The organism is Rhodopseudomonas julia, assembly GCF_030813515.1.
Classification (GTDB): Bacteria; Pseudomonadota; Alphaproteobacteria; order Rhizobiales; family Afifellaceae; genus Afifella; species Afifella julia.
The window spans coordinates 1520585-1534853 of sequence record NZ_JAUSUK010000002.1 but is presented as its reverse complement, the minus strand read 5'-3'; the positions used below and the strand labels follow the sequence as shown (position 1 = coordinate 1534853).

Here is a 14269-nt window from a genome sequence, read left to right as displayed (position 1 = left end):
CTATAAAACGCGCCAAAACAGAAGCGTGAGCACACATTTAGGAGAGGCCGGTTTGAACACTCTCGCCGTCGTTCTGGAACAGCCTGAGCATCTTGCGCTGAAGGAAGTCGCGCTTGTGACGCCTGGTGTGGACGACGTTGTCGTGGATGTGGAGTGGAGCGGCATCTCGACGGGGACGGAGCGTTTGCTCTGGTCGGGGCGGATGCCGGACTTTCCGGGCATGGGCTATCCGCTGGTACCCGGATACGAATCCGTCGGGCGAGTGAGCGATGCGGGCGAGGGCGCGCGCGCCAGAATCGGCGAGCGGGTTTTCGTGCCTGGGTCGCGCAGCTTTTCGGACGTACGCAGTCTGTTTGGTGGCGCCGCCAAGCGGCTGATCGTGCCGTCGGCGCGGGCTATCACCATCAAAGAAGATCTCGGCGAGCGGGGGACGTTGCTTGCTCTGGCCGCGACCGCATATCACGCGATCGCGGCCGAAGGCGCGAGAAAGCCGGATCTGATCATCGGCCACGGCGTTCTCGGGCGCCTTCTGGCGCGCGTGACTGTCGCGCTCGAGGCCGAGCCGCCCGTCGTCTGGGAGCGCAACGCCGAACGCGCGGAAGGTGCGCTTGGCTATGTCACCATCGATCCAGACAAGGATGCTCGTCAGGATTATCGCGCGATCTATGACGTGAGCGGCGATTCGACGATCTTGGATCGGCTGATTGCGCGTCTTGCTCCAGGCGGTGAGATCGTCCTCGCCGGCTTTTACTCTGCGCCGCTGTCTTTCACCTTCCCTCCGGCATTTCTGCGGGAGGCGCGACTGCGCGTCGCGGCCGAATGGCGCGAGCCGGATCTGGTGGCGGTCAAGGAATTGGTAGAAACGGGGCGCCTGTCGCTCGACGGTTTGATCACGCATCGCTGCCCGGCACATGACGCCGACAGCGCCTATCGAACCGCTTTCGGCGATGCCACCTGTCTCAAGATGATTCTGGATTGGAGAGCTGCATGACCCTTGACGTCAACGCGCCAGGCTTCAACCGCCGTGGAATGCAAGACTATCTGCGGGACGAGGCGGCGATCGAGCCTGATCCGGTTGCGACAGGTCCCGTGACGCGCGAGACTCAGATCATCGCCATTTACGGCAAGGGCGGCATCGGCAAGAGCTTCACGCTCGCCAACCTCTCGTACATGATGGCGCAGCAGGGGAAGAAGATCCTCCTGATCGGCTGCGATCCGAAGAGCGACACGACCTCGCTGCTGTTCGGTGGGCGCGCCTGCCCGACGATCATCGAGACGTCTGCGATCAAGAAAGCCGCCGGCGAAGAGGTCAAGATCGGCGACGTCTGCTTCAAACGTGACGGCGTCTTCGCCATGGAGCTCGGCGGTCCGGAAGTCGGGCGCGGCTGCGGCGGGCGCGGCATCATCCATGGCTTTGAGCTTCTGGAAAAGCTCGGCTTCCACGATTGGGGCTTTGATTACGTCCTGCTCGATTTTTTGGGCGACGTGGTTTGCGGCGGCTTCGGTCTGCCGATTGCGCGCGACATGTGCCAGAAGGTGATCGTCGTCGGCTCCAACGATCTGCAGTCGCTCTACGTTGCCAACAACGTCTGCAATGCGGTCGATTATTTCCGCAAGCTCGGCGGCAATGTCGGTGTGGCCGGCATGGTCATCAACAAGGATGACGGGACCGGGGAGGCGGCGGCCTTCGCCGACAAAGTCGGCATCCCGGTCCTTGCCGCGATTCCCGCGGATGAGGACATCCGGCGCAAGAGCGCCGCCTATCAGATCGTTGGACGTCCCGGTACGCAATGGGCGCCGCTTTTCGAAGGGCTCGCGAAAAACGTCGCCGATGCACCGCCGATGCGCCCCGATCCGCTCAGCCAGGAGGACCTTCTCGGTCTCTTCAAGAGCGATGAGGTCGGGCGCGACGTGGTCTTGGAGCCTGCCACCATGGAAGACATGTGCGGCAAAGCTGCCCAAGAGAAACCGTCGCTTGAAGTGATATACGACACAGTGTGACAGCCGTCTTGGGGGGCTAAGACGATGGCAGATGCCGAAGACCGGAAAGGTGGGGACCGCAAGACGACGGAAGTCGTCTACGACGGTGCCGCTGCCACGCCGATGGCGAATGATCTCGCCGCGGCGTCCGGGACCGGTATGGCCGCTCCAGGTGAAAACATGACGAAAAGCCCCTCAAACGTTCCTTCTCCCGAAGCGGACGGCCTTGGCTGCCACGGCGGTCAGGCTGAAATGCGCGCTGCGGCCGAAAAGGCCGGCCAGAGCGAGATTTTGGAGCGTTACGCCGTCGATTATCCGAAGGGGCCGCACGACCAGCCGCAATCGATGTGCCCGGCTTTCGGCTCGCTGCGCGTCGGTTTGAGGATGCGCCGCACGGCGACCGTCCTCTCAGGTTCCGCCTGCTGCGTTTATGGCCTGAGCTTTGTCTCGCACTTCTATGGTGCGCGCCGCACCGTCGGCTACGTTCCCTTCGATTCCGAAACGCTCGTCACCGGCAAGCTCTTCGAGGACATTCGCGAAGCCGTCCATAAGCTCGCGGATCCGGAGAAGTATGACGCGGTCATCGTCACCAATCTCTGCGTGCCGACGGCCTCCGGTGTGCCGCTCAGGCTTTTGCCGAAAGAAATCAACGGTGTGCGCATCATCGGCATCGATGTGCCGGGCTTTGGTGTGCCGACCCATGCAGAGGCGAAAGACGTCCTCTCCGGCGCCATGCTGCGTTATGCACGCACCGAGGCGGAGCTTGGTCCCGTTCAAGCGCCGCGTGGCGGCCCGAGCCAGAAGCCGACCGTGACGCTTCTTGGCGAAATGTTCCCGGCCGATCCCGTGGGTCTTGGCATGATGCTGGAGCCGCTCGGTCTTGCCGCCGGCCCGGTCGTGCCGACACGCGAATGGCGCGAGCTCTATGCAGCGCTCGACTGTGCCGCCGTGGCGGCGCTCCATCCGTTCTATACGGCGAGCATCCGCGAGTTTCAGGAAGCCGGGCGCCCGATCGTGGGTTCTGCGCCGGTCGGCCACGACGGAACGGCAGCCTGGCTTGATGCGATCGGCGAGGCGTGTGGCATTGCCCGCGACTGTGTCGATCAGACGAAGAATCGCTTCCTCCCGATGATCAAGGGAGCTCTGGCAAATGCGCCGATCAAGGGACGCGTGACGCTCTCCGGCTACGAAGGCTCTGAGCTTCTGGTCGCGCGACTTCTCCTGGAGAGCGGCGCGAACGTGCCCTATGTCGGCACGGCCTGCCCGAAGACGCCGTATTCGGCCGCTGACTGCGAATGGCTTGAGGCCCGCGGCGTTCACGTCGAATACCGAGCGTCACTTGAAAAGGATATCGCCGCGGTCGAGGAGTTTCGGCCGGACCTCGCCATTGGCACGACACCGGTCGTGCAGAAGGCGAAGGAGATGGCGATCCCGGGTCTCTACTTCACCAATCTCATCTCGGCGCGGCCGCTGTTCGGCGTTGCCGGCGCCGGCTCGCTCGCGCAGGTCGTCAATGCTGCGATCGGCAACAAGGCCCGCTTCGATGAGATGCGTGAGTTCTTTGATGGCGTCGGCCACGGCGACACCGCCGGCTTGTGGGAAGGAGTTCCCGCCGACCATTCGGATTTCCGCCGCAAGGAACTCGCCAGGGCGGAAAAAGCTCGGAAGGCCGCAGACCCGAAACGGGTCGCGGAATCGGTGGTCTGATGCTGGTTCTCGATCATGATCGCGCCGGCGGCTATTGGGGCTCCGTCTACGTCTTTACCGCAATCAAAGGGCTCCAAGTCGTCATCGATGGTCCGGTCGGCTGTGAGAATCTGCCGGTCACATCGGTGCTGCACTACACCGATGCCTTGCCGCCGCATGAATTGCCGATCGTCGTCACGGGTCTGTCTGAGGAAAACCTCAACCAGACCGGCACGGAAGGCGCGATGCGCCGAGCGCATGAAACGCTCGATCCTGCTCTTCCTGCAGTCGTGGTAACGGGCTCGATCGCCGAGATGATCGGTGGGGGCGTGACACCGGAGGGGACGAATCTTCAGCGTTTCCTGCCGCGCACGATCGATGAGGACCAATGGCAGAGCGCCGACCGCGCGATGTATTGGCTGTGGAATCAGTTTGGCGCCAAGAAGGGCAAGATGCCGAAGGCGCGGGCTCGCAAAGAAGGCGACAAGCCGCGCGTCAACATCATCGGCCCGATCTACGGCATGTTCAACATGGCCTCCGACCTCGCCGAGATAAGGCGATTGGTGGAGGGAATCGGTGCTGAAGTGAATATGGTCTTCCCGATGGGCAGCCATATTTCCGAGGTCGGGCGGCTCGTCGACGCGGACGTCAATATCTGCATGTACCGCGAGTTCGGCCGACTTCTCTGCGAGGGGCTGGAAAAGCCCTATCTGCAGGCGCCGATCGGCCTGCATTCCACTACGAAATTCCTGCGCGCGCTGGGCGAGCTTCTGGGGCTCGATCCGGAACCCTTCATCGCGCGCGAAAAACACACGACGATCAAGCCGATTTGGGATCTGTGGCGCTCCGTCACGCAGGATTTCTTCGGTACGGCGAGCTTCGCGATCGTCGCCAATGAGACCTATGCGCGGGGCGTGCGACACTTCCTCGAATCGGAAATGGGCCTGCCTTGCACCTTCGCCTTTTCGCGCCGCGCGGGCGTCAAGCCCGACAACGAATCGGTGCGCGAATCGGTCAGAGAGAAGACGCCGCTCGTGCTGTTCGGCAGTTACAACGAACGCATGTATCTCGCCGAAATCGGCGCACGCAGCGTTTATATTCCCGCCTCGTTCCCGGGAGCCATCATCCGGCGCCATATCGGCACGCCGTTCATGGGCTATTCGGGCGCGACGTATCTTGTTCAGGAAGTGTGCAATGCGCTTTTCGACGCACTCTTCCATATTTTGCCCCTGGCAAAAGACCTTGACGAGATCGATGCGACGCCCTCGCGGCTCCATGATGAGCTGCCATGGGATGACGATGCCAAGAAGTCATTGGATTCATTGGTGGAATCGCAGCCGGTCCTGATCCGCATCTCTGCAGCGATGAAGCTGCGCGATCAGGCCGAGCGAGAAGCCAGGCGCGTCGGCGCGCCCCGCGTCACCATAGCATGTGTTCGTAGGGCTGCGACCGGTTTAAAGGAAGATGAGCTCGTATGACGGGGGGTCATCCGCAGCACGAAATCTTAGCCGGACTGGCGCGGGGGCGCGCTGTCCGCGGAGTTTGATGTGGAGAGGCATATGGCTGCAATCGAAAAATCGAACGTAGCGCTGCTGCGATCCAAAGAAGAGCGCGATTTCCGTCTCATCGTGATGGTGAGCTTCGCCTTCTTCTTGGTGGTTTGCATCATTGCGCGGCTTCTGCCGCCGCAATGGCGTCCCTTCCCGCCGGGACCGAATGGTCGCCGGTCGGTGATTGAAGAGGCGCGCGTCGCGGCCAACACGACGATCCCATTCGCTTTTATGCGCTGAGGCGCATTCGCAAGAATTCGTCCGGCTTTGCTGGACGGAGATGTGTCACGGCGGAGCTGTGACCATTCCCTGCCGCGCGGGAGGTGCGCGGTAACGGCCGAAAGGCTGCTTTTAACGAGGGTAGATCAATGGCTGAAATCGATAGGCCGGTCTCGCTGTCGGGTCTGACGGAAGGCGAGGCTCGCGAATTTCACGGTGTGTTCATGACCAGCTTCATGGTCTTCATCGCCGTGGCAATCGTCGCTCACATTCTTGCTTGGATGTGGCGTCCGTGGATCCCGGGGCCGGAAGGCTACGCGTTCCTTCAAGACTTGCCGACGACCGCTTCGGCACTCCTGTCAACTCTCGCATAGGGGGAGAGAGAAATGTGGAAAGTTTGGCTCCTGTTCGATCCGCGTCGTACGCTGGTCGCGCTGTTCACGTTCCTGTTCGTGCTGGCTCTGCTGATTCACTTCATTCTGCTGAGCACCGACCGGTTCAACTGGATGCAGGGTGCCCCGACGGCCCCGGCGCAGACCAGCCAGGTCGAGCTGATCACGCCGCTCGCCTAATCGACGAGACGGAAGGTTTTGCGAATGGCAGCGGACTGGGTTCCAGTCCGCTGGGATTTCCAGCCCGCTGCCATCTTCACGCAGGAGCGACTTCGCTCCTCGTCTCGTTGACCGGAGGATTGAGCAATGGCGATGCTCAGCTTTGAAAAGAGGTATCGCGTTCGTGGCGGTACGCTAATCGGAGGGGATCTCTTCGATTTTTGGGTGGGGCCGCTTTACGTCGGCTTTTTTGGCGTAACGACGGTCTTCTTCTCAGCGTTGGGCACCGGGCTCATTCTCTGGGGCGCGGCGCTGGGACCGACCTGGAACATCTGGCAGATCAGTATTGCTCCGCCAGATCTTTCTTATGGCTTAGGCTTGGCGCCGCTCCGCGAGGGCGGGCTTTGGCAGCTCATTACCATATGCGCCTTAGGCGCATTTGTTTCCTGGGCTCTGCGTCAGGTCGAAATCTCCCGCAAGCTTGGCATGGGCTATCATATTCCTATCGCCTATAGCTTTGCGGTCTTTGCCTACTTCACGTTGGTCGTCATCCGGCCCGTGTTGATGGGTGCGTGGGGGCACGGTTTTCCTTATGGCATCATGAGCCACCTCGATTGGGTGTCGAACGTCGGGTACCAGTACCTGCACTTCCACTACAATCCGGCTCACATGATCGCCGTCAGCTTCTTCTTCGCGACGACGCTCGCGTTGGCGTTGCACGGAGGCGTGATCCTTTCCGCCGTCAACCCGCAGCCTGGTGAGGCCGTTAAAGGCCCGGAGCACGAGAACACCTTCTTCCGTGATGTGGTGGGCTACTCCATCGGTTCGCTCGGCGTGCACCGTCTAGGATTGTTCCTGGCGCTGTCGGCAGCGTTCTGGAGTGCCGTCTGCATCGTCATCAGCGGTCCGTTCTGGACCCGCGGATGGCCCGAATGGTGGGGTTGGTGGCTCAACCTCCCGATCTGGAGCTAGGGCAGGGGGACTATTATGGCTGAGTACCAAAACATCTTTAACCGGGTGCAGGTCCACGGACCTGTCTACGCCGGTGTCCCGGTCGCTGGCTCTGCCACCGGTCGGGCAGGACAGCCGATTGTCTCCTATTGGCTAGGCAAGATCGGCGACGCACAGATCGGACCCGTCTATCTTGGGCTGTCTGGTATCGCTTCGTTGATCTTCGGCTTCCTGGCCTTTGAGATCGTCGGTCTCAACATGCTGGCCTCGGTGAACTGGAGCCCGATTGAATTCGTGCGCCAACTGCCTTGGCTTGCGCTTGAGCCGCCGCCTGCCGAACTCGGCTTCTGCGTGCTTTGCCCGCTCGACCAGGGCGGCTGGTGGCAGATGGCCGGCTTCTTTATGACGACGTCGGTTCTTCTGTGGTGGGTGCGCACGTACCGCCGGGCTACTGCGCTCGGTATGGGCACGCACGTTGCCTGGGCGTTCATGGCGGCGATCTGGCTGATGATTGTGATCGGCTTCTTGCGCCCGCTGCTTCTTGGCAGCTGGTCGGAGGCTGTTCCGTTCGGCATCTTCCCGCACCTCGACTGGACTGCGGCTTTCTCGATCCGCTACGGTAATCTGTACTACAACCCGTTCCACATGCTCTCGATCGTCTTCCTGTATGGCGCGACTCTTCTGTTCGCCATGCATGGCGCAACGATCCTGGCCGTGGGCCGCTTCGGCGGCGACCGGGAAGCTGAGCAGGTCGTGGATCGCGGAACTGCGGCGGAGCGCGCTGCGCTCTTCTGGCGCTGGACCATGGGCTTCAATGCCACCATGGAATCCATCCATCGCTGGGCTTGGTGGTTTGCGGTTCTTTGCCCGATCACCGGCGGTATCGGCATGCTTCTCACGGGTACGGTTGTCGACAACTGGTTCCTGTGGGGCATCAAGCACGGGCTCGTGCCCGCCTATCCGCAGGTCTTTGACGCCATCCAGGATCCGGCTCTTATGTCAGGAGGGGCGCAATGACCTTCGCGATGAAAATGGCCGTCGCATTCTGCGTGCTAGTTGGCGGCCTCCTGCTGTTCACCCTTAATCTGCCGCAGCCGGATCATATCTGGCCTCTGGCACAGGGTACGCAGCTGGGTTACCGGGGCACCGGCATGCAGCAGATCAAGTCTGTTGAGGATCTGCGCAAGGCGGCGGACCAGATCCCCGATCCGTTCCCAGCGGTTTCGGCTGAAGGTCCCCGCGCTTCGGAAGTCTACCAGAACGTTCATGTTCTCGGTGATCTTTCGGAAGAGCAGTTCCTGCGCGTCATGACCGTGATCACGGAATGGGTGTCGCCGGAACAGGGCTGTGCCTACTGCCACGACGAAAACGACCTGGCCGCTGAGCGGCCCTACACGAAGATCGTGTCGCGTCGCATGCTTGAGATGACGCGCCACATCAATTCCGACTGGACGAACCACGTCGCCCAGACGGGTGTGACCTGCTACACCTGCCACCGCGGCAACCCTGTCCCGACCGAGATCTGGTTCAAGGACGAGGCTCCCACGAAGGCAGTCTATGCGGGCTACAGCCCGAACGGGCAGAACCATGCGAACGAAGTTGCCGGCCTGACATCAATGGCCTCCAACCCGTCGGATGTGTTCCTTACCGGTCCGTCCAATCCTCGTATCGTTCCGACGACCGCTCTTCCGGCAAAGGGCAGCGGCCTTGGCGCGAGCATCAAGGATACGGAAGACACCTATGCGCTGATGATCCATCTGTCTGACGCGCTTGGCGTGAACTGCACCTACTGCCATGACAGCCGGTCGTTCATGTCTTGGAATGAGAGCAGCCCGCCGCGGCTCACGGCCTTCCACGGCCTGGACCTGGTGCGCGATCTCAATGCGAACTACCTCGTGCCGCTGCAGCCGGAATATCCGGCAATGCGCCTCGGCCCGACGGGAGACGCTCCCAAGGCGAACTGCGCGACCTGCCATCAGGGCGAGCCCAAGCCGCTTGGTGGTGCGCCGATGGTCCAGGATTATCCTGAGCTGATTTCTGCTCAGGTTGCCCCGGACCAGGCCCCGGCTGAGCAGCCGCAGGCTCCGGCAGAGCAGCCCGAGGCTCAGCAGCCGGCTCAGCCGCAGGCTCCGGCTCAGCAGCCGAAGGCTCAGCAGCCGGCTCAGCCCAAGGCTCCGGCTCAGCAGCCGCAGGCTCAGAAGCCGGCCCAGCCGCAGGCTCCGGCCCAGCAAGCCCCGACGGGTGAGCTGACGGCGCAGCAGAAGCTGATGCAGCAGCAGATGCAGCTGATGCAGCAGCAGATGGAGCAGATGCAGCAGATGCGCCAGCAGATGGAGCAGATGCAGCAAAATCAGTAATGACGGCGGCGTCTTCGGACGCCTCCTCAACCTCGATCCGGGAGATGTTTCATCTCCCGGATTTTTTTTGTGCCGATTTCCACGCAGACCGAAGCGGCCGTTGGCAGCGCGACCAGAATCCCATGGGAACGAAGATGTGGATCCGAGGGGTCGTCAGATCTCCGAGGCCGTGTGACGCTGCTAGAAATCGCGGTATCCGGCGCCGGGGCTGACGCAGATCCGTCGCGACGTGCCGAGTGTTTCGGGGGCTGCTTACAGAGCTCGTTTACGGCTCACAATCTCCTGCGAGCGCGATGCGCATTGCGGTAGAAGGTAGGCGTCGGCACGACGGCCGCTACGCTCGGCCGGTCCGAGAGAGGACTGGATCTCCCTCAGCCGACGCTGGCATTTGAGGCCCGTCGGTGGGACTTTTGGGGGCCGCCTCGATAGCGGGCGGGAGAAAGAAGCGTCGGGATGCGAATTGCGGCTGAGCCGCCTTCTTGTGGCGCCCACAGGGCGAATATGCCGTCACGGGCACGGGCACGGGCACGGGCACGGGCACGGGCACGGGGCGCCGGACGACGCGTGCGGCGTAGCGCATAGAGCGAGGGCGCGCCGACGGCTGGAAACCGCCTGCTTGAATCAATCTCTGAACGTCAGCTCCTAAGCGCTAGAGATATCGCTTCGTCGACCTTCCAGAATGTGAATCAAGACCTGAGCGGGTCCGGCCAAGCGATTCGTTCAAAAGAGAAACGCTCCCCCCAGAGGTTGGGGAGCGGCAGAGCCCGACGATCTCGAAAGGGCGGAAGGGCCGAGCAAAGATCGTGCGATCGGCCCGGCCGAGGCTCGGACCCGTGGGGCGCACAATTTGAGAGGAGCGGCAAGGGGAGGCGTTTGCGCCCGCGAGGAGGCCCCTGCATTGGCAGGACGCAAAAAAGCGCCGGCTGATTGGCCGGCGCTTTGAGGACTTGCGACAATGAAATGTCAGGCGGCGCGTTCGAGCCCGATCTCAGACCATATCGCTTTCAAGGCATTGATGAGGCGGTCGACGTCCCAATCGGAATGAAGGGGCGAGGGCGTGATTCGCAGCCTTTCGGTGCCGCGCGGTACGGTCGGATAATTGATCGGCTGCACATAGATCCCGTACTGCGTGAGAAGCCTGTCGCTGATCTGCTTGCACAAAACGGGATCACCCACCATCACTGGCACGATGTGGCTTTCGTTGAGGAGATGCGGCACGCCGATCTCGTCGAGACGGCGGCGCACGGTCGCGACGCGCTCCTTCTGCCTGTCGCGTTCCGCCTCGCTTGCCTTCAGATGGCGGATGGAGGCGAGTGCACCCGCTGCGACGGAGGGCGGCAGTGCGGTCGTGAAGATGAAGCCTGAGGCGAAGCTGCGAACAAAGTCGCAAAGCGCCGTAGAGGCTGCGATATAGCCCCCCATCACACCATAAGCCTTGGCGAGAGTACCCTCGATGACAGTCAGCCGGTGGGCGACCTCGTCACGCTCTGAAATGCCTCCGCCACGCGGGCCGTAGAGGCCGACGGCGTGCACCTCGTCGAGATAGGTCATGGCACCGTGCGCATCGGCGACGTCGCAGATCTCGGCGATCGGCGCGATATCGCCGTCCATCGAATAAACGGATTCGAAAGCGATGAGCTTGGGACGCGCCGGGTCGATGTCTGCGAGCTTGCGATTGAGATCTTCCGGATCGTTATGCGCAAAGATCATGCGGTCCGCGCGGCTGTGACGGATGCCCTCGATCATCGAGGCATGGTTCTTGGCGTCGGAAAGGACGACGCAGCCCGGCAGTTTCGCTGCAAGCGTGCATAGCGTGGCCCAGTTCGACACATAGCCGGAGGTGAAGACGAGGGCGCTTTCTTTGCCGTGAAGCTCGGCCAGTTCGTTCTCCAAAAGCACGTGATAATGATTGGTGCCCGAGATGTTGCGTGTTCCGCCGGCACCCGCGCCGCAACGGTCGAGGGCGAGATGCATGGCATCGATGACCAGCGAATTCTGGCCCATGCCGAGATAGTCATTGGAGCACCAGACAGTCACCTCGGCCCGGCCGCGGTCGCGGTAATGCGTGGCGCGCGGAAACTCGCCCGCATGACGCTCAAGATCGGCGAAGACCCGGTAGCGGCCTTCGTGGCGCAACGCCTCGAGTTCCTGCCGAAAGAAGTTCTCATAATCCATGGATCGCCTCCCCAAATCCGCGCTGACCTCGCGTGCCATCCCGATCGCTCCCCATTATTCCCCCGGCGGCGGCGCGCCATAAGTGCTCAATGCCGGCTGCGCGTTCAGTCGGCTGCCCGGCAATGCTGCGGCTGTCCGTGCCGAAAAGGTCGTTGAAGGCCGTGCCGGTGAACTCTGGTCTTTGGGCTGCTGCACCTCGTGTGTCCGCAGCCCCCATTTCCACAGCGCTTCAGCCGGCAAGGGAAGCACCATGAACCAGTGCTCCAGGACGGCGAGCGCCATCAGCGTGGCGAGGAACGTATAGGCGGTGGCTTCAAACGGGCTCGCCACATCGGCGATGGCGCGCTGTGCAAACAACACGGTGATCACGGTCGCAACCGTAATGGACACCGGGAAGAGCGGATTCATGGGTTTTTTGACCATGAAGCTCTTCAGATACGCAAGGCTGTCAGGCAGGAACTGCTCGGAGAGATTGCGCACGCCGAGGAAGAGATTGAGCTTGGCGCTGGCCCGCATGCCCCACAGCAGGAAGAAGATACCGGTCCCGAGCTGATTGGGGCCGTCCCAGGTGAGGGCGACGATCACCGCGGCCGAAAGCAGGATCGCGAGCTCGTGGTAGAGGATCGTCTGGGTGGCGAAGATGAAGCGCTTCCAGCCGGAAATGCCGCTCGGGCACAGGCTCTTTCTCGGTCCGGTGACGTACCCCATGAGAAAGCTGATCTCATGCCAGCCCCACGCGGTCAGGCCGCAGGTGAAGGCGATGAAGGCGCCGGAGACGCTCGCATCGCGACTGGAGATCGCCAGGCCGTAGAAAGCGACGGCGAGCAGAGCCGTCGCGCCAGCAATACTCCAGCGAAAAGTTCGCCGGGGCAGACCGTCGAGATAGAGAATCGCTCCCGTTGAGAACCACCAGGTAAACAACGCAAAGACGATGGGCAGGACGTAGAGCGACACTCCGATGCCTCCCTACCAGGCCGGAACGAGCCGGCTCTCGGCCGGCGGGGCATTGTCCTTGACCGGCAGGAAATAAAGACGGGCAATGGTGACGCCTGCGCCGGCACCGTGAAAAAGCTGCTGCAAACCGCCGACGAGGCCGCCCTTGCGTTTGGCGGCCGCCATTTTCTCGCTGGCTTGCCGTAGTCTTTCGAGGCCGGCGCGAAACCGGGGATTGTCGATGTCGAGCGTGAGCGGGAAGACCTGCTTGCTGATTTCCGACGTGATCCTGAAAACCGTGAAGTCGTATTCCGTCGGATCGATGTCGAGAGCCTTGTGGAAGGCGGGTCGCGCATGGTCGCGCACATACATGGTCGCGAAAACGGCGAGGACGAAGAAGCGGACCCAGTACTTATTTAGCCCCTGCGTGACACGCGGGTTCGCGCGCATCAGAAGCGCAAAGGCCTCGCCGTGCCGGAACTCGTCGTTGCACCATTGCTCGAACCATTTGAAGATCGGGTGGAAGCGCTTCTCCGGGTGCTTTTCCAGGTGCCGGAAGATCGTGATGTAACGCGCATAGCCGATCTTTTCGGAAAGATAGGTGGCGTAGTAGATGAATTTCGGGCGGAAGAAGGTGTACTTCTTCGTGCGCGTCAGAAAGCCGAGATCGACACCGATGTCGAAATCCTTGAGCGTGTCGTTGATGAAGCCTGCATGGCGCGCTTCGTCGCGGCTCATATAGCGGAAGAGTTCGCAGATATCCGGGTTGTTGCCGCGCTTCTTCATCTCCGAATAAAGCACGCAACCCGAAAACTCGGCCGTGAGCGAACTCACCAGGAAGTCGACGAACTCCTTTTGGAGGTCCTCCGGAAGATCCGAGAGCTTCACGTCGTCCCAGGCTTCCGTGCGCTTGAAATGGCCCTTGTTGGGGTCGCTCTTCATCTCTGCGATGAGCGCGTCCCACTCGAGGCGAATGTGACTGACATCGATGGCGTCAAGCTCATCGAAGTCCGTCGTATAAAAGCGCGGGCTCAAAACCGTGCTTTCTTGAGCCTTGAGGGTGGTGTCGTTCGGAGAGAGGGAGAGGGTCTCGATCGTCATAGCCTGCTTTCGGAAGAGAAGCTGAACTCAAGGAGCTCCATGAACTCCATGTCACCGGTCATGCGTGTCCAAAGCCGCTCGAAAGCGGTTGCCCTCACCACCGTCGCGCGGCGGCGAAACGTGGCCGCCTCGCCGTAGGGGACGGTGATCGGCTCACCATGGACTCGCACCGCATCGCCCGGGCGGATTTCGATGCCACCATCGAGGTCCACATGAGCGTGCAGGCTTTCGAAGGTGTTTTGCACCTCGATGGTGCACTCCACTTCGATCTCTTCACGTCCGCCGACCCAATTGCCGATCATTGCGCCTGCCTCGTCTTGGAAAGGAAGCGGGCGAAGACCTGTGCATTCGTCGGTCCGAAAGCTTCAAGGGCGACGAGCCGGCCGGTCGAGGGATCCTCGAGCGATAATTGTCCGTCGTCCCAATAGGTCAAACGAAATGGGCTGTTGGGGCTGATGCCGCGACGTTCCCGTTCGTGTGCGAGGCCGCGCAAGGTCGCGCGCAAAAAACCATTCGTGCCGGGAGCGGCAACGGCGATCTGGCTGCCGTCGGAGGCGTCGAAAATGCCGACGCCTCCGTTCGCCAGATCTTTGAATTGCAGAAGACGCACCTCTACGGCCGTCGTCCCCGGCATCTCGGTGCTGTGGCCTCTACGGTCAAATGCGCTCACAGCTGCAAGGACGATCGAAACCGTCAGCAGCGCCGCCACGGCCAGAAGAGGGCCTCGCGGAAACGGCGCAGTGTTCGTAAAGCCGCTCACCTTGAT

Annotated in this window: 15 protein-coding genes; 10 read left to right on the top strand and 5 right to left on the bottom strand. The window is 61.8% G+C overall.

Annotation, left to right across the window (positions count from 1 at the left end):
• Positions 1-52 precede the first annotated feature (52 nt).
• From bchC to pufC, 10 genes are all read left to right on the top strand, one after another.
• Positions 53-991 (top strand): chlorophyll synthesis pathway protein BchC, encoded by a 939-nt coding sequence (gene bchC, locus J2R99_RS16410; RefSeq protein ID WP_307155448.1) that lies wholly within the window; start codon positions 53-55, stop codon positions 989-991.
• Complete coding sequence (locus tag J2R99_RS16405; protein WP_307155447.1) at positions 988-2001, top strand: chlorophyllide a reductase iron protein subunit X; 1014 nt, start codon at positions 988-990, stop codon at positions 1999-2001. The genes bchC and J2R99_RS16405 overlap by 4 nt, the downstream gene beginning before the upstream one ends.
• A gap of 138 nt (positions 2002-2139) precedes the next feature.
• A complete protein-coding gene (gene bchY, locus J2R99_RS16400) occupies positions 2140-3687 on the top strand; it encodes a chlorophyllide a reductase subunit Y (RefSeq protein ID WP_370872428.1) in 1548 nt (515 codons plus the stop codon).
• On the top strand, positions 3687-5144 hold the full coding sequence (gene bchZ / locus J2R99_RS16395; RefSeq protein WP_307155446.1) for a chlorophyllide a reductase subunit Z: 1458 nt from the start codon (positions 3687-3689) through the stop codon (positions 5142-5144). Before bchY ends, bchZ begins: the two co-directional genes overlap by 1 nt.
• An 81-nt stretch (positions 5145-5225) precedes the next feature.
• Positions 5226-5456 carry a hypothetical protein gene (locus J2R99_RS16390; RefSeq protein WP_092814997.1) on the top strand — a complete coding sequence of 77 codons (231 nt, stop codon included), beginning with the start codon at positions 5226-5228 and terminating at the stop codon, positions 5454-5456.
• A 128-nt stretch (positions 5457-5584) separates the two neighbouring features.
• Positions 5585-5809: a light-harvesting antenna LH1, beta subunit gene (gene pufB, locus J2R99_RS16385; protein WP_092814994.1), complete on the top strand. Its 225-nt coding sequence runs from the start codon at positions 5585-5587 to the stop codon at positions 5807-5809.
• A gap of 12 nt (positions 5810-5821) precedes the next feature.
• Positions 5822-6007: a light-harvesting antenna LH1, alpha subunit gene (pufA, locus tag J2R99_RS16380; RefSeq protein ID WP_092814991.1), complete on the top strand. Its 186-nt coding sequence runs from the start codon at positions 5822-5824 to the stop codon at positions 6005-6007.
• Positions 6008-6133: 126 nt separating this feature from the next.
• Positions 6134-6958: a photosynthetic reaction center subunit L gene (gene pufL, locus J2R99_RS16375; protein WP_092814988.1), complete on the top strand. Its 825-nt coding sequence runs from the start codon at positions 6134-6136 to the stop codon at positions 6956-6958.
• Positions 6959-6973: 15 nt separating this feature from the next.
• Complete coding sequence (gene pufM, locus J2R99_RS16370) at positions 6974-7954, top strand: photosynthetic reaction center subunit M (protein ID WP_307155445.1); 981 nt, start codon at positions 6974-6976, stop codon at positions 7952-7954.
• Positions 7951-9294 carry a photosynthetic reaction center cytochrome PufC gene (gene pufC / locus J2R99_RS16365; protein ID WP_307155444.1) on the top strand — a complete coding sequence of 448 codons (1344 nt, stop codon included), beginning with the start codon at positions 7951-7953 and terminating at the stop codon, positions 9292-9294. Before pufM ends, pufC begins: the two co-directional genes overlap by 4 nt.
• A 963-nt stretch (positions 9295-10257) precedes the next feature.
• On the opposite strand, the gene hemA is transcribed toward pufC, so the two are convergent.
• Genes hemA through puhC form a run of 5 tightly spaced genes read right to left on the bottom strand, consistent with a single transcriptional unit; the run spans position 10258 to position 14263 of the window.
• Complete coding sequence (gene hemA / locus J2R99_RS16360) at positions 10258-11469, bottom strand: 5-aminolevulinate synthase (protein ID WP_307155443.1); 1212 nt, start codon at positions 11467-11469, stop codon at positions 10258-10260.
• A gap of 54 nt (positions 11470-11523) precedes the next feature.
• The gene (gene puhE / locus J2R99_RS16355) at positions 11524-12423 is read right to left on the bottom strand and encodes a putative photosynthetic complex assembly protein PuhE (RefSeq protein WP_307155442.1); all 900 of its coding nucleotides are present in this window, start codon (positions 12421-12423) and stop codon (positions 11524-11526) included.
• Positions 12424-12435: 12 nt separating this feature from the next.
• Positions 12436-13503, bottom strand: coding sequence for a magnesium-protoporphyrin IX monomethyl ester (oxidative) cyclase (gene acsF, locus J2R99_RS16350; protein WP_307155441.1), 1068 nt, complete (start codon positions 13501-13503; stop codon positions 12436-12438).
• On the bottom strand, positions 13500-13805 hold the full coding sequence (locus J2R99_RS16345) for an O2-dependent cyclase accessory protein (RefSeq protein WP_307155440.1): 306 nt from the start codon (positions 13803-13805) through the stop codon (positions 13500-13502). The genes acsF and J2R99_RS16345 overlap by 4 nt, the downstream gene beginning before the upstream one ends.
• Entirely contained in the window at positions 13802-14263 is a 462-nt protein-coding gene (puhC, locus tag J2R99_RS16340; RefSeq protein WP_307155439.1) for a photosynthetic complex assembly protein PuhC, read from the bottom strand. Before puhC ends, J2R99_RS16345 begins: the two co-directional genes overlap by 4 nt.
• Positions 14264-14269: the final 6 nt, after the last annotated feature.

Bases quoted from the DNA above. Each gene is read 5' to 3' on its own strand.
- J2R99_RS16405 (WP_307155447.1), top strand. From the start codon at position 988: ATGACCCTTGACGTCAACGCGCCAGGCTTCAACCGCCGTGGAATGCAA.
- bchY (WP_370872428.1), top strand. From the start codon at position 2,140: ATGGCCGCTCCAGGTGAAAACATGACGAAAAGCCCCTCAAACGTTCCT.
- bchZ (WP_307155446.1), top strand. From the start codon at position 3,687: ATGCTGGTTCTCGATCATGATCGCGCCGGCGGCTATTGGGGCTCCGTC.
- J2R99_RS16390 (WP_092814997.1), top strand. From the start codon at position 5,226: ATGGCTGCAATCGAAAAATCGAACGTAGCGCTGCTGCGATCCAAAGAA.
- pufB (WP_092814994.1), top strand. From the start codon at position 5,585: ATGGCTGAAATCGATAGGCCGGTCTCGCTGTCGGGTCTGACGGAAGGC.
- pufA (WP_092814991.1), top strand. From the start codon at position 5,822: ATGTGGAAAGTTTGGCTCCTGTTCGATCCGCGTCGTACGCTGGTCGCG.
- pufL (WP_092814988.1), top strand. From the start codon at position 6,134: ATGGCGATGCTCAGCTTTGAAAAGAGGTATCGCGTTCGTGGCGGTACG.
- pufM (WP_307155445.1), top strand. From the start codon at position 6,974: ATGGCTGAGTACCAAAACATCTTTAACCGGGTGCAGGTCCACGGACCT.
- pufC (WP_307155444.1), top strand. From the start codon at position 7,951: ATGACCTTCGCGATGAAAATGGCCGTCGCATTCTGCGTGCTAGTTGGC.
- hemA (WP_307155443.1), bottom strand. From the start codon at position 11,469: ATGGATTATGAGAACTTCTTTCGGCAGGAACTCGAGGCGTTGCGCCAC.
- acsF (WP_307155441.1), bottom strand. From the start codon at position 13,503: ATGACGATCGAGACCCTCTCCCTCTCTCCGAACGACACCACCCTCAAG.
- J2R99_RS16345 (WP_307155440.1), bottom strand. From the start codon at position 13,805: ATGATCGGCAATTGGGTCGGCGGACGTGAAGAGATCGAAGTGGAGTGC.